Genomic DNA, 15892 nt, shown 5'->3' on the forward strand with positions numbered 1-15892 from the left:
ATTGAAAAACGGAGGGAATGGAAAATGATAAAAACAGACAGGTATGTACAGACGGAAGCGGCAGGAATGTTATACCGGCTGATTCCGGTTACAGAGGAAATTATCCGCTGTGTAATTGGAAAAGAGGAGATTAAGGGAAACGACTCTCTTATTATTGAAAAAAAGGAATATCCGGCAGTTGAGTTTGCAGCAGAGGAAAACGAAGAAAAGCTGGAACTAAAGACTGGAAAAGTTCTGGCCTCTCTGGAACTTTCATCTGGAAAAATAGAGTGGAAGCACGCGGACGGAACCAGGTGGTGCATACAGGATAAGGCAGATTTAACAAAAATTGATGTAGTGCGGTATACAACTGGAGGTGAGAAGCCGGTTATCAACCGTGTAAAAACAGTTGACGGTGAGCGTAACTTTATTCAGAATCTGAAGCCGGAGAAGGTGCGCGACGGTTATCGTGCAAGGGTATTTTTCGACTGGAAAGAGGAGGAAGAGATTCACGGTCTTGGCCAGGCGGAGGAAGGAATTTACAATTATCGCGGACACAATCAGTATCTTTACCAGCACAATATGAGGATTCCAATGCCTCTGTTTGTTTCTACAGAAGGATATGGAGTGCTGTTTGACTGCTGTTCTTTGATGACTTTTAATGATGAGGGAAGGGAGTCTTACCTGTTTTTGGATACAGTGGATCAGATCGATTATTATTTCATGGGCGGCAATACCATGGATGGAATTATCCATGCTTATCGCTATTTGACAGGCAAGGCGCAGATGCTGCCGAAGTGGGCTTATGGTTATATCCAGTCCAAGGAGCAATATTATACTTCCAAAGAATTAGAGGAAATTGTACGCCATTACAGAGAAATCGGGGTTCCGCTGGATTGTGTGGTTCAGGACTGGAATACCTGGGATCCGGGCAACTGGGGGGAGAAGATTCTGGATCAGTCCCGTTATGGGGATAACAAGGAGTGCATGGAGCGGATTCATGAGATGCATGCCCACAGCATGGTCTCTGTATGGCCGAATATGAATGCCGGAGGAAAAAATCATCAGGAATTTTTTGATGCCGGATATCTTCTGTATGATTATGCAACCTATGATGCTTTTAATGAAAAAGCAAGAGAAATGTACTGGAAACAGGCGAAGGAGGGGCTGTTTGACCAGGGCTTTGATTCCTGGTGGTGTGACTCCACAGAGCCGTTTTCCGGTCCGGACTGGGGCGGTGCGGTGAAAAGAGAGCCCTGGGAGCGTTTCCAGCTGGTTGGAGGCGAGCACAAGAAATACCTGGATCCTGCTGTGGCCAACGCTTTTGCCCTGGAGCATGCAAAGGGAATTTATGAGAACCAGAGAAAGGCTCGGGAGGATATGCGTGTACTGAATTTGACACGTTCCGGTTATGCATCTGGTCAGAAGTATGCAGCTATGCTGTGGTCTGGAGATACCTGCGCGGACTGGAAGAATCTGAAGATCCAGATCGTAGAAGGTTTGAATATGGGACTGAGCGGTTATCCCTATTGGACCTTGGATATCGGAGCCTTTTTCACAGTTGCAGATAAGTGGCAGAACCGTGGATGCGGATGCAACACGGATCCGGAGCCCAAGTGGTTCTGGCAAGGAAAATATAATGAGGGTGTGAAAGATAAGGGATATTGTGAGCTTTATACACGCTGGCTTCAGATGGGAACATTTCTTCCTATGTTCCGGTCCCATGGTACAGATACGCCGAGAGAAATCTGGAATTTCGGGGAAAAGGGCACTATGTTCTATGATGCTATCGAGAAATTTATCAAGCTGAGATATCATTTTATGCCTTATATTTATTCGCTGGCAGGGGCAGTACATTTTGAGGATTATACCATTATGCGAAGCCTGTTGTTTGATTTCCCGGAGGACAGAGAGGCGCGAAAGGTGGAGAATGAGTTTATGTTTGGACCATCCCTGCTGATCTGTGCAGTTACGGAGCCTATGTATTATGGTCCGGAAAGTACCGTGCTTAACAGGGAAAAGACATGGGAGTGTTATCTGCCGGCTGGTACGATCTGGTACGATTACTGGACAAATGAGAAATATGAGGGCGGCCAGTATGTGAAGGTGGAGACACCTATTGACCGGATCCCGATTTTCGTGAAGGCGGGTGCGATCATTCCGGTGGCTGATGGGCTGGTTTATGCAGAGCAGGAGCCAGAGAAGCCGGTACAGATTATCGTTTATCCTGGGGCAGACGGAGAGTTTGTGCTGTATGAGGATGAAGGAAATAACTATAACTTTGAGAATGGGGCGTATGCGACGACCAGATTCCAGTGGAAGGATGCGGCAGGACAGCTGGTGAATGGGCGTAGAGAGGGCAGCTTCCCGGGAATGAGGGAAGCGGTTTATGAGACGGTGATTATAAAGTAGGATACTGCGGTGCGGGAAGCGAAAGTGGAAAGAAGGAAAGATATATGGTTGTAGAGAGAAATAGGGCTGTATTTACTGAGGCTCCGACGGCTGTGCCAGATGGAAATGTGGATGTTTCAGGGGGCGGACGATGGAAAATCTGGCAGAATGCGGGGACGAAGATTGACGCGCCGATTTTGGGAAATGGAGATTTGCTGGCGGCAGTGGCCGGGGATGGGAGGTATCCACAGTTCTGGTTTACGACCAATGACTTCTGGCAAATGGAAAGTGCGGCGAACTGGGAATTCTTTCATGATAACAGTTCTGCCAAATGTGATCCGGCGGTAAGCGGCGGAAGCCCCAGACCGGTAGGGCGTATGGTGTTTGATATTCCTGCTATGGAGGGTGCCAGGTGGTATACGGAGCAGAAGTTTGCCACGGGAGAAACTATAACAATATTGACAAATTCCGCCGGAGAGAAATGTTCTCTGAAAAGCTGGGTGGCTGCAGATGAGAACATTCTTGTGGTAGAGTTTGAGAGTGAGACAGATCTGGATGTGGAATTTGATTTTTATTTTCCAGACGAAACGGGAAAAGGCTGCGAAAAAGCTGTGGATGTCTGGGGAAGCGGTGAGTTGGAGAATATCCAGAACGGAATGTTCGCTGGACTGGTGACGGGACGTCCGCTGCAGGTAAAGAAAACCGGCGGTGGGATTGTAAGTGGATACCGGCAGTTTTCAGATCATGTGGATATTCCAACTAAGGTTGGTTTTGCTGGGGGCTTTCTGAAGGAAACGAAAGTAATTGGCGGCGTTGAAAGTTTGGGTTCTTTAAAGAAAGAATCTATTATATCCACTGAGGAAAGTGGGAATAAATCAAATAAAGCGGTATTTACAGAACCTTCGGCGGGAAACGGTATTTTAAAGAATGTTGAGGCAGTTAAAGCATTTGGAAATACAGGGAAGCTAAGTGACAGAAGCACTCATAAAAAAATAAAAGCCGGTAAGCGGGCAACATTCGTTCTGCCAGTGCGCTCCTGGGCGAAGTGCAGCAGGCCTTATGAGTATGCCTTTTCCAGGGCAAGGTGGATAACGGAAAAAGATGTGGAAACTCTTCATGAACGGCACCGGGCATGGTGGAAAAAGTTTTGGAGTGTTTCCGAAATTTCCCTGGATGATCCGGTGATCGAGCAGAGATATTATCTGTCGAAGTATATGCTGGCAAGTGTAGCACGGGATCCGGAATATCCGCCCAATATTCTGGGAATCAGTACTTTTGACCGTCCGGCATGGAATGGAAATTATAAGATTAATTATAACCATCAGTCTCCCTATCTGAATCTGATGGTCTCCGGACATTTCCAGCAGTCTGATCCTCACGATGCGCCTTATCTGAAACTGATGGAAATTTCAGATGAGATGTGTAAGCGGCTGCTTCACCATGAGGGACTTTATTATCCGCTGGGACTGGGACCTCACGGCCTGGTAAGTGAGGCCCTGCTTTTGCATATGAAATCTCCTGCCATTCACGGTGCTTTGAATATGATCTATCGTTATGGAATCACGGAGGATGAGGCGTATGCACAGAAGGTTTATCCCTATCTTCGCGGTGTGGCAGATTTCTGGGAAAAGGATCTGGTGTACAGAGATGGCGTTTACCATGTGGTTGGAGATGGTATGCACGAGCGCACGGATGGGAATATCCGTGACAATGGCGTTCCGGAAAATCCGGTGAATACATTAGGTTATCTGAAAACCTTCTTTACCTGGATGCCGAGAATCAGTGAGGCACTTGATCTGGATGAGAAAAAGAGGGAAAAATGGCTGGAAATCGCAGAGAACCTGGCACCTTATCCAAAGGGGACAATTCGGGAGATTCAGGAGAATCCCACTCTTTGGAAAGAGGTGGATGTGAAGCTGGAGGATCTGCTTCCGGAAGAAATGCTGGACAAAGAGATTTATTATGATGAAGGTATCGGTGGCAAATGGTCTTTCCATTTTCCGGGAAATGTGATGCAGATTTACCCGGGTAATGCAATTGGGCTTGGAAGTGAACCGGAAGAGCTGGAAGTGGCGCGAAATACGGTGCAGATTCATGCGCTGGTGGAGAATGCGCTGGGGGAGCTGGAATACAGGAAGGCACTTGAAGAAGCAGAATTTGCAGATAAAGATAATGCAAATAACTTGCTGTTCAATAGCAATGGTGAATTAGAAAATGGCGAAGCTTACAGCAATGGAATGGAATCTGGTGGAGTAAAAAATCCTCATTTCTACAAGGCTGGTGCTTTTAATGCCTCTAACCTAAGCTGTCTGTTTTTCACTGCCGCAGTACGTGTAGGCTACGATCCGGAAATCATCTGGAAAGAAATGCGCGACATGATTCTTAACAGGGGAATCCCAAATGGATTCCTGAAAGAAAATCCTCACGGAATCGAGCAGCTGAACACCATCCCAGATGCCATCCAAGAGATGATGCTGCAAAGCTGCGAGGGTGTGATCCGTATTTTCCCGGTATGGCCGAGCGCAGAGCATCCCAATGCCTCTTTCCGGAATTTCCGTGCCTGGGGTGGCTTTGAAGTGAGCGCTGTTTTGAAAGACGGTGAGGTAGAGCGAGTTACCATACTCAGTCACAAAGGTCACCCATGCAGAGTGAAAAACCCATGGCCAGGAAAATCTGTGAAGGTTTCCTATGAATACGGAAGACCGAATGAAGTGCACTTTGGAGAGTACTTAAATATAGAGCTGTATAAAGAAGAGCATGCAGAATTATTCCGGATCTAGAGCCTGTTTGAAAAATCATTCCCGCAATCTGTACGCCCCGCTTTGCGGTATATTTCACCCGAATTTGGTTGCTGTAGCCCGCTACGGCGCCCTCATCCGGGCGAAATCTCCCACAAATTGTGATGCACATCTTGCAGAAAGCCTTTTTCAAACACGCTCTAGAGCGTGTCAGAAGGCCGGCAGGGAACAATCCCTGCCGGTCTTCAAAGCTTTACCCCCGGAATTCCAACGGGCTTTTACCTGTATGTTTCTTAAAAATCCTGCTGAAATACCCCTGATCATGATAGCCGCACATTTCCCCGATCTGTTTCACGGACAGACCAGGCTCATGGACCAGAAGGCGCTGGGCGTGGCTCATGCGCAGGGTGATCAGATATTTGGACGGGGTACAACCGTAGACCTGGCAGAAAATTTTGGTCAGGTAGCTGGGACTGTAGTTCATGTTATCTGCGATCAGGTTCAGATTAATGTCCTCGCTGTAGTTTTTTACAATGAAATCTTTCAGTAATGTGGCAATCTGGGCTGGTGTCATGGCAGCAGTCCGGGCATTAAACACCTCTTCGTAATCATTTCCGGCAATCTGAAATTCCTGTTTGATCTTGGAGAGAGCTTCTTTAAGCTCCTCTGAATCAACTGGCTTCAGTAGATAATCAGAAACCTTTAAAGTGATGGCCTTTTTTGCATATTCGAAATCTGAAAATCCACTGGTGATAATAAATTTAGTAAATGGAAACTGCTCCCTTACTTTTGTGAGCAGGGTGATTCCATCCATCACAGGCATACGGATATCCGTAATTACAAGATCAGGGCTGAGCTTTTCTACCAGAGCCAGAGCCTGATCGCCTGTTTGTGCAGTTCCTGCCACCAGAAAATCCGGATCCGCTTTCTGGATTTTCTGGACAAGATTTGTGAGCAGAAGTTCTTCATCCTCCGCAACGATGACAGTGTACGTCATACTGTTTTGATTCCTCCTTGCTTATTCACTTATGCAGTCAGTTTCATCTGCTGATTTAGCTGTCTTGGAAAAATACCGTCCAATAGACACGATTCCGTGCCCATCAGCGGTATTTCCATATCTGAAAATAATGTCTCCTTTACAGAATATTTTCCATCTGAGATACACATTTATAGTTCCCAGCCCATTTATTTTTAGTTCCGGAAGTCCCGGATTCTGAATGGCTTTCATAATGTTGGCAGTGATCCTCTCTTTGGCTTCCTCTGTAAAGCCAGGACCGGAATCCGTTACTTCAATCTGCCAGCTTCCTTCCGTGACCATGCTGGTGATCGAAATGTTCCATGGCGGTGCACAGTTCGAACCATAGCGAATGGCATTTTCCACAATAGGCTGGATGATCAGCTTGGGGACTGGTTGGGAAAGAAGGCTTTCATCTACATGGATGCTGTAATTCAGGCTGGACTGATAACGGACCTTCATACAATACAGATATTTCTGTACATAATCCAGTTCATCCTTTAAAGTGACCGTTGTCTCTGTGGTATTGGTAATATAACGCATGATCCGGGAAAGATTCCGGCACATTTTTACCACGGTCTCAGAATCTCCGTTCTCTGCCAGAACTATAATGCTGGACAAGGTATTGTAGTAAAAATGAGGATTGATCTGTGTCTGCAAAGCCATGCTTCTGGCTTTCATTTCCTGCTCCTTAGCCTGATTCAGCTGCTCCATGGAATCTTTCAGATTATCGCTCATCAGCTGAAAGGCCTGGTAGAGCTCTTCCAGTTCATTAACGGAAACCGGATATGCAGTCACCTTTTCCTGTCCAAGTGTATCAAGCTCCATGCGCTGAATAATATGCTTCAGATGCTTTACCGGTTTTACGACTGAACGGGAAAGCCGGTAGGAAATAAAGATGGAGATTGTCAGAAACAGCGCAACAATTGCCGCAAGAATACGAAGCAGATTGTAAACCGGAGCCAGAACTACAGATTCCGGCTGAATTGTAAGATAGGTATAGCCGGTATAAGAGGATACGGCCTCTGCTGCATACTCTGTTTTTCCTGTAAGAGGACTGATAAAAGTGAGGGCTGAATCATCTCCCTTGGTAAGTTCATAGTAGGGCTGAAGTGCTGCTTTGTATTCCTGGGAAATATCGTAGGGATAGATCAGATCGCCATTGCTGTCAAAAACATAGATGCTGGCAGCATCTTCATGGTTCTTTTTTTTATAAGTGATGATACTTTTAAAAACAGATTTGCACTGCTTGGCTGTTTCAATCACACCCACGCCACGTTTATATTGATTATTAAAGGATCGGTACAGGGAAATAAACCACTGGTCATAGGTGGCTGTTTTTGTATATTCTCTGGTACAGTAGGGTGGAGTAAGGACTTTTTTTCCCTCCAGTTCACGGGCGACCTCAATCCACTCATCCTTTGAGCCATCCGTCTTTTTGACTATAGTTGAGATGCCGGCTTCCAGAACATATCCGGAAAAATCATAGAGATTTACCTGATCTGCCTTCAGCTCGGTTCCGGAAAGGGAAATAAACAAATCAGACATGGCAGAAAGCATGTTGCTGGAAATATTTAAGTTGAAGGAATTGTCCAGAATGGTTTTTGACTGATTGCTGTAGTTAATGTTTACAGATACTGCATCCAGATTGCGGATCGCGGAATCTACCTGAGTCTGAAAGCTGGAATTGAGAGTGTTCATGGCACTGATCTGACTTTGCTTGAGCTGTCTGGAAACAAAAGCATAGAAAAAAACAGCAAAAGAAAAAAGAATCAGGCAGGCCAGACTGATATAGGCAAAAAAAAGCTTGGATTGTAAACTGCGTGATTTCATCTGGCGATACCTCCTGTAATTGTTTTGCCCGCGCTGCTGACTATATTATGAAAGCAGATGCAGAAATCCATGTGTGAAACATTAAAAATCAGTATATCATATTTGTTTAAAAAGTACAAATAAATGCTCGAAAACAGAGAAAATATATATAAGAATTTCGGGTGACTTTTCGAAGAAACATAAGCTTATGTGAAAAAAGTATAATATGTGGTGAAAAAAGTACAAATTGAAAGTAAGAATATCCATGGATTAAAAAGCATCTGGCTGATAAAATAATATCATCAAAAGAACAGAGGAATCAGCGGAGATTCCTGAATGAGGTAAATGCCATTTTATTAAAAGGAGGATATGTAAATGAAAAGAAAGAGTTTTGTGGCAGTGGCTTGTGCAGCAGCAATGATCGCGTCCATGACAAGCGGACTTACCGTATTTGCAGAGGAGACGGCAGATTTTTCCGGTGAGGAGCTGAGTATTCTGGTATCAGCAGGCTGGATGGATAACAGATATGATGCAACAATCGAGCGTTTTGAAGATACTTATGGTGTAACAGTTGACCTTCAGACTATTCCGGCTGACCAGTATTCTGACCTGCTTCAGTCCAAACTGGCTACTGATTCCTGTGCAGATATTTTCTGGATTCAGTCCAACCCATTTGCAATCGAGTCTACAATCGTTGATCCAGAGAAATACTGTATTGATTTCACAGGAGCTTCCTGGGAAGATCTTATGCCGGAAGCAAGAAAAACATCCTGTGTATACAATGATAAATTATACGGACTTCAGATCTGGCACAATTCACCAGAATATGTAATGGTTTATAACAAAACATTGTTCGAAGAGAATGGTTGGGAGATACCATCTACTTATGCAGAGCTGAAAGACCTTTGCGCTAAGATCGCAGAACAGGGAATTACTCCATGGTTTATGCCAGGTGCAGATGGATGGCAGCATCAGCTGGCATTCTTCCAGATCGGTGGTGTTTACGAAGAAGCTACACCAGGACTTTACGATGCTTTGAATACAAATCAGGCTACATTTGCTGACAATGAGAAAATGCTTGAGGTTCTGAACGAGTTCAAAGAGCTTTCCGATGCAGGATATTTCGGAGAGGACTGGATTGGAACTGACAGCACCAACCTGACAAATGAATTTGGCGACAGAAACATTGCAATGGCTATGGCAAACTCCAGTTACATTCAGCAGATCAAAGATGACACAGGCACAGAGGATGAGTTTGGTATGTTCCTGATCCCACTTGGCGATAACACCTGGTATCCGACCAACCCGGCTGGACCTACCATGTTTGGTTACAAGGGAACAGAGCATGAGGATCTTGTAAAAGAATTCTTCAATTTTGTTACAACCACAGAGAGTCTTCAGGAAATCCTTGACAACTCTCCTGCATACACAAACGTTGATATGAACGATGATGCAATTGAGCAACACTGGCTGCCAGAGGAAGAAGAGTTCCTTGCAACAGTAGATGACAGCAAGAAGAGCGTATCTGTTCTTCAGACTGGTACCAAATATACAAACGACTACTGGATGCAGTTCGGTCAGGATATGGTTGCGTTCTGCCAGGGCGAAATGGAAGCAAATGACGTTCTTGCAAATATGGACACCAACCGTGCAGAGGCTGCCAAGACAGTTGGCGATGCAAACTGGAACTAAATAAAGTTTTTCGGTAAGAAATTGACATAATTATTTAAGCATAAGATATTTAATAAGGGTATATCTTCAGTGCGAAGGAGTGATTCCTTCGCACTGTTTGATAAAGGGGAGGTATCGCCTTTGAATAAGAAGAAAATTTATCCACAGTGGTTTCTGATACTGCCGCTGGCTTTGTACATTATCTTTTTCCTGCTTCCCAGTATAATGGGTGTTGCATATTCATTCACTGACTGGAATTCAAGAAGTGTATTAAATGGTATTCATTTTGTCGGACTTGACAATTTTAAAGAGATTTTCACATCAAACAAAGATTACTTAAGCGGTATTGGAAATACATTGAAATTTACCATTATTTCCAATATTGTGAAGCTGATTCCGGCACTTCTGATTGCCATCATGCTTCAGGAAGGACTGAAAGGAAAGGGACTTTACAGAACACTTTTGTATCTGCCGTCTATCCTTCCTTTTGTTATCATTGGTCTTGTTTTCAAGTCCATTCTCAACTATAACAATGGTCTTTTAAATGCAATTCTGGATGGTCTGCATCTTGGAATCCTGAAACAGAAATGGCTTTCGGATCTTGGCGTTGTGTGGAAATCCATTTATGGTGTGGATGCATGGAGAGGTATTGGTTATGTAATGACGATTTTCCTTGCCGGTCTTAATACCATTCCGAGATCCTACTATGAGGCAGCTGAGATCGATGGGGCAAACTTCTGGCAGAGGCTTCGCTATGTGACACTTCCAATGCTCAGCGGCGCCATTATGATCAACCTGGTATTTGGTATTACCTATGGCCTGAAGGTATTTGATATTGTTTACGTTCTCACAAACGGTGGCCCTGGACATGCAACAGAGGTTCTTACCACCTATGCATTCCAGCTTTATTCCAGAGGTCAGTACGGTATGTCTTCTGCTTTAAACAGTATTCTGCTTCTGATCACAGCAATTGCCGGTGTTGTAATTGTTAAAACTTTAGGAAAACAGGAGGTACAGCAATGACAAAGAAAAAAGTTCAGAATCTGCTGAAACATCTGGTATGCATCCTGCTGTGCCTGACAGTTATCCTGCCTTTTTATATGGTAGTTATAAATTCTTTCAAGAGTAAAGGCGAGGCTTCCCGAATGAGTCTTGCCCTGCCGAAGGAATGGCTGTTTTCCAATTATACCGAGGTTATTGACAAAGGAAACCTGATCCAGGGATTTTCAAACAGTTTACTTTACGCACTGGTCGCAACCACTTTGGGGGTTGTGCTCTGTGCAATGGCTGCCTTTGTAATGTGCCGCAAGCGTACCAGATTAAATGTATTTTTATATTATTTCGTACTTTGCGGACTGTTTTTCCCGGTTAACTATGTAACATTGGTGAGAGTATTAAGCACTCTTCATCTGAACGATACGCGACAGGGAATTATTATGGTGTTTACAAGCGCCATGATTCCATTCTGTGTGTTTACTATCCGCAACTTTGTGGTTTCCGTTCCGGTGGAACTGGACGAGGCAGCAGTCATTGATGGCGCAGGTCCTATCAGCCTGTTTTTCAAGATCATCATGCCCCTTCTGAAGCCTACTATGGTAACATGTTTTATTCTGCAGTTTATGGGTGTGTGGAGTGATTTCCTGACTCCGTTGTATCTGTCCAGCAAGAGTAAAATGTTCCCGATGACTATGGCTGTTTATCAGTTCTTTGGAAAAAATAAGAGCTACTGGAATTATATTTTCGCAGATATTGTACTTACCTGTATTCCGGTTGTAATCGTGTATATGATTGGACAGAAATATATTGTGGGCGGTATGACTTCCGGTGCGGTGAAAGAATGATCTGGGGCGCGCAGCGAGGCTGCAAATTATAATTGAAATTCCTTCTAAACCGGGAATGGTTCTTTGAATGTTAGGATTTGGAGAGCTGTTTCCGGTATTTTTTTGCCTAAAAGGTGCCTACATTTGCCAGAATGCTGAAAAATAAGAAGAAATCTGTTATCTTTATCTGTGAAGAATTTTATTGTATGCAGTCTGCGGTTTCTGAGCTGCAAATTGCGGATTTTTCAGGAAATGTGGTAAAGTATCTGGAGAAAATGTAGGAGTGGGAAAATAATGAGGCATAAAATTGAGATGACAGCAGATGAAAAAATGTGGAACCGGATCAGCCAGATTCTCGCAGTTGTTCTGGTGCTACTTTCCGGAATTGATATTGTCCGGTTTGCAATTTTGGGAGATAAGACAGCATTTATTACATTCAGTATGATCGCGGTGGTTTTTATGCTGGTGGCGTATATGGCATGGAAAAGCAGAATGCCATTTTTATATTTGCTGATTGCAGCGGCAGCTTTCATTCTGTATTTTAATACCAATTTTTCTACCAGTACATATTACTTTAACTGGTTATTTCTGGCAGAGGCTATTGTAGCCGCGCTGGGAGGAATCCTGGGGACAACGGTGATGATCTGGAAAAAAATCCCTATGGGGCGTGTGGCAGTTTTACCGCTTGCGGCAGCAGTTCTGATACTGGCAGGATTTCTGGGATTTTGGAAAGTAAGGTATGATGCAGGACATGAAGCACAGGGACAGGCTCGGGATGAGTTATGGGCAGTTCCGTCGAAATATGATGGGGAAGAACCAGAACAGGCTGGAACTGTGGAAGAAGTTGTATACGATACCAGGGCTTATGCCACTGATGAGCGGGACGTGAAAAAGACAGCTTATGTATATCTGCCTTATGGCTACAGCGAGGAGAAAGAGTACAATATTCTTTACTTGATGCATGGAACAGGTGATGATGAAAAATACTGGCTGAAAACAAATCCGTATAATAAAACCATGCTGGATAATATGATTGCAGATGGAGATATTGAGCCTCTGATTGTGGTGACACCAACCTTTTATGTGGAAGATGACTGTGCAGATGATCTGGATCAGCTGACCTATTCTTTTGCAAAGGAGCTGCGAAATGATCTGATGCCTGAGATTGAATCCTCTTATTCTACATATGCAAAATCGGCAGATGATAAGGGATTTTCCAAGAGCCGGGATCACAGAGCCTTTGCTGGTTTGTCAAGAGGGGCGGTAACGATGTACCATTCCGTATTGTGCCAGAGCCTGGATTATTTTTCCTGGTTTGGGGCATTCAGCGGAAGCAGGACAGATAAGACTGCATTTGAAGACACCATTCAGACAGGCGATTTTGCAGAACTGCCAATTCATTATTTATATGTGGCAAGTGGCAACCTCGACTTCGCCCTGCCTGGACAGATTCAGGATTACCAGGCTCTGCTGGATATTGAACCCAGATTGCGGTCTGGTGTAAATACCTGTTTTGATGTATTTCCAATGCGGTATCATTCTATGGGAAACTGGCATCTGGCGCTGTATAATTTTTTACAGAAGATTTTCTAGAGCGTGTTTGAAAAAGGCTTTAGAGCCTGTCGCTGCGAACAGGAGAACAGCAATGCGCTTTTTGCACAGTTGGCGCGTGTTTTTTGGCAGGTTGCGTTTGGAATAGCGCAGCCTGCTTTTTATTTGGTAGAATTAAGCTGAGAAGCAGCATTTGGTTATGAGTAAGTAGCGAAGCGGACCTGGAATATCCGCTTGACATTAAAAGAAAATTATAGAAAATTTCAGGAGGAAATCATGAAGCAGTCATTTAACGAAAACTGGATTTGCTACAAAACAGGAGATAAAGAAAATGCATTTGCAGTAACTCTTCCGCATGATGCCATGCAGCTGGATGAGAGAAGCGAGACAAGTGCCGGCGGTGTGAATACAGGATGGTATGAGGCACAGGATTACACTTACGAGAAAACATTTATCCTTCCAGAGGAAGCGAAAGACGAGAAAGTGATCCTGGAATTTGAGGGCGTTTACCGTAAGGCAACTGTATATCTCAACGGCGAAAAAGTTGCATATCATTCTTATGGCTATCTTGGTTTCTATGTAGATGCAACAAAATATGTAAAATTCGGGGAAGAAAATGTGATCCGGGTGGAAGTGATCAATCACGATCAGCCTAATAGCCGCTGGTATTCCGGTACCGGAATTTACCGTCCGGTGTGGCTGTATATCGTGCCGAAGAAACATTTAAGATTTGACAGCGTGAAGATCACTACACTGGATTATAAGGAGCCGAAAATCCGCGTGGAGGCATGGCCGAATGCTGCCGGTGAGGTGAAAGTGGAAATTATGGAGAAACAGATTGTTACCAGAAAAGCTGTGGCTGGCGAAAGTGCAGACCAGACAGACGAGACCATAGAGCAGTGTATTGACGAAAATGCAGTACAACCAATCGTTCAAAATTCTGACAAAGCATCAGATAAGATCATCGCCTTGGAAATTCTCCAGGCAGATGGTAAATTTTCTAGAGAAATTGCTCTTCCGGGAGCAAACCTTTGGAGTCCGGAAGCACCGAATCTTTACACCTGTCGCGTAACCTTCGGCGAGGATATTCAGGAAGAAACCTTTGGAATCCGTGTAGTAAGCTGTACTCCGGAAGAGGGCTTCTGTATCAATGGAAAACGTGTCCTGTTAAAAGGTGGCTGTATCCATCACGATAACGGCCTTCTTGGTGCCTGTGCGTATGAATTTGCAGAACGCCGTAAAATCCGCATCCTTCTGGACGCTGGCTATAATGCAATCCGTTCTGCACATAACCCATGCTCCAAAGCACTTCTTCGCGCCTGTGACGAGATGGGAATGCTTGTAATGGACGAATATATTGATGGCTGGTATATCCATAAAACAAAGTATGACTATGCAGATGAGATTCTGGAAAATTACAGAAAAGACTTAAAAGATATGGTGGATAAGGACTATAATCATCCATCTGTGATCATGTATTCTACAGGAAATGAAGTGTCTGAGACTGCGCAGAAAAAGGGAATTGCCCTTACAAAATCCCTTACAGACAGACTTCATGAGCTGGATTCCACCCGCCCTGTAAGCTGCGGAATCAACATCTTCTTTAACTTCTTAAGCTCTATGGGATTTGGTGTTTACAGCGATAAAAAAGCAGATGAAGCTGCTGAGAATGCCAAGAAGAAAAAGGCTGTGGGAAGTGAATTTTATAACACGGTAGCCGGAATTTTTGGTGCCGGATTTATGAAAACAGGAGCAACTCTTTATCCATGTGATGTGAAAACAAGGGATGCATATGCCAATATGGATGTAGCAGGATATAACTATGGAATCAAGCGTTACCGTCATGACTTAAAGAAGTATTCCAAGCGAATTATTCTTGGAAGTGAAACCTTCTGTGCAGATGCTTACAGATTTATGCAGGAAGCAAAACGTGATAAGCGTATCATTGGTGACTTCGTCTGGGCAGCTCAGGATTATCTGGGTGAGGTTGGAATCGGCGCATGGGAATATAAGGATTATGCACCTCGTTTTGATGGCGGCTGTGGCTGGGTAAGTGCCGGTTCAGGCCGAATTGATCTCACAGGAAAGCCTCTTGGTGAGATGGCATATACCAGAGTTGCCTTTGAACTGGAGAATCTGGCAATTGCAGTTATGCCGGTTGATCACACAAAGGATGCCCATTCTCCTTCTGCATGGAAAATGACAAATGCAATGGAAAGCTGGTCATGGAATGGCTGTGATGGGAATGCAGCAAAAGTGGAAGTTTACACTCGTGCAGATCATGTGAAGTTGTATATAAACGGCAAGTGTGTAGGCACTAAGAAGCCGAAAAATGACTGCAAGGTATTCTTTGATACAACCTATCAGAATGGAGAAATCAAGGCTGTTGCCTATGATGCAAATGACAATATAATTGCAGAGAAAACCTTGACAACCGCGGGAAAAGAAACAATCCTCCAGGCAGAACCAGAGCTTACCTGTGTGAATGCAGACACCGATCTTTGCTACGTAAGAATGCGCTACACAGACGAAAACGGCCAGACAAAACCGTTGGCAAGAGGCAGAATCAAGCTTGCTGTAAAAGGTGGCGAGCTTCTGGCATTTGGAAGTGCCTGCCCATACTATCCGGAAAGCTACCAGAGCAATGAGACAGATACTTATTATGGAGAAGCACTGGCGATTATCCGTCCACAGGCTGGAGCTGGTAAAGTAGTTGTGAAAGCTGAATCTGAGCTTGGAAATGCAGAGACAGAGATTGAAATATTAGATTGATTTAAATTTCATATGCTTACCAGTTTTGCCAGAAACGGTTCCAAATTTGCCGAATTTTTCACAAATCCCATTCCTTTTGCTATAGTAAATCCAGCGGTTCAAACAGAACTGAAAGGACAGAGTAACTATCTGAAAAGTATGTG

The 15892-nt window shown here is 44.2% G+C and carries 8 protein-coding genes and 3 pseudogenes; 8 read left to right on the plus strand and 3 right to left on the minus strand.

Annotated elements, in window-relative coordinates; all coding sequences use genetic code 11:
- Positions 1 to 24: 24 nt before the first annotated feature.
- Both I4V84_RS03835 and I4V84_RS20285 read left to right on the plus strand, forming a co-directional pair.
- The gene (locus tag I4V84_RS03835) at positions 25 to 2391 is read left to right on the plus strand and encodes a TIM-barrel domain-containing protein (protein ID WP_195991277.1); all 2367 of its coding nucleotides are present in this window, start codon (positions 25 to 27) and stop codon (positions 2389 to 2391) included.
- A 2450-nt stretch (positions 2392 to 4841) separates the two neighbouring features.
- Positions 4842 to 5021 (plus strand): annotated as a pseudogene (locus I4V84_RS20285) (glycoside hydrolase family 95-like protein); the annotation flags it as partial.
- On the opposite strand, the pseudogene I4V84_RS20290 reads toward I4V84_RS20285, so the two are convergent.
- A pseudogene (locus I4V84_RS20290) lies at positions 4993 to 5241 on the minus strand (DUF6783 domain-containing protein); the annotation flags it as partial. The pseudogenes I4V84_RS20285 and I4V84_RS20290 overlap by 29 nt on opposite strands.
- Between I4V84_RS20290 and I4V84_RS20295 the strand changes: the two are divergent.
- Positions 5218 to 5268 (plus strand): annotated as a pseudogene (locus I4V84_RS20295) (DUF6783 domain-containing protein); the annotation flags it as partial. The pseudogenes I4V84_RS20290 and I4V84_RS20295 sit on opposite strands and share 24 nt — an antisense overlap.
- A 93-nt stretch (positions 5269 to 5361) precedes the next feature.
- Here the strand turns inward: I4V84_RS20295 and I4V84_RS03845 are convergent.
- Together I4V84_RS03845 and I4V84_RS03850 are read right to left on the minus strand one after the other, a co-directional pair.
- Complete coding sequence (locus tag I4V84_RS03845) at positions 5362 to 6105, minus strand: response regulator (RefSeq protein WP_187565216.1); 744 nt, start codon at positions 6103 to 6105, stop codon at positions 5362 to 5364.
- 21 nt (positions 6106 to 6126) lie between these two features.
- The gene (locus I4V84_RS03850; protein WP_148461551.1) at positions 6127 to 7956 is read right to left on the minus strand and encodes a histidine kinase; all 1830 of its coding nucleotides are present in this window, start codon (positions 7954 to 7956) and stop codon (positions 6127 to 6129) included.
- 354 nt (positions 7957 to 8310) lie between these two features.
- Here I4V84_RS03850 and I4V84_RS03855 point away from each other — a divergent pair, with 354 nt between their 5' ends.
- The 5 genes from I4V84_RS03855 (at position 8311) to I4V84_RS03875 (ending at position 15749) form a co-directional block, all read left to right on the plus strand.
- Positions 8311 to 9627, plus strand: a complete 1317-nt coding sequence (locus tag I4V84_RS03855) for an ABC transporter substrate-binding protein (RefSeq protein ID WP_118577574.1) — start codon at positions 8311 to 8313, stop codon at positions 9625 to 9627.
- A 120-nt stretch (positions 9628 to 9747) separates the two neighbouring features.
- On the plus strand, positions 9748 to 10629 hold the full coding sequence (locus I4V84_RS03860; protein ID WP_226854495.1) for a sugar ABC transporter permease: 882 nt from the start codon (positions 9748 to 9750) through the stop codon (positions 10627 to 10629).
- Positions 10626 to 11447, plus strand: coding sequence for a carbohydrate ABC transporter permease (locus I4V84_RS03865; protein ID WP_173718072.1), 822 nt, complete (start codon positions 10626 to 10628; stop codon positions 11445 to 11447). The genes I4V84_RS03860 and I4V84_RS03865 overlap by 4 nt, the downstream gene beginning before the upstream one ends.
- Before the next feature lie 273 nt (positions 11448 to 11720).
- A complete protein-coding gene (locus I4V84_RS03870) occupies positions 11721 to 13019 on the plus strand; it encodes an alpha/beta hydrolase-fold protein (protein WP_195991279.1) in 1299 nt (432 codons plus the stop codon).
- Between the two features lie 234 nt (positions 13020 to 13253).
- Positions 13254 to 15749 carry a glycoside hydrolase family 2 TIM barrel-domain containing protein gene (locus tag I4V84_RS03875; protein WP_243284011.1) on the plus strand — a complete coding sequence of 832 codons (2496 nt, stop codon included), beginning with the start codon at positions 13254 to 13256 and terminating at the stop codon, positions 15747 to 15749.
- Positions 15750 to 15892 lie beyond the last annotated feature (143 nt).

Source organism: Ruminococcus sp. 1001713B170207_170306_F1 (assembly GCF_015668065.1).
Classification (GTDB): Bacteria; Bacillota; Clostridia; order Lachnospirales; family Lachnospiraceae; genus Blautia_A; species Blautia_A faecis.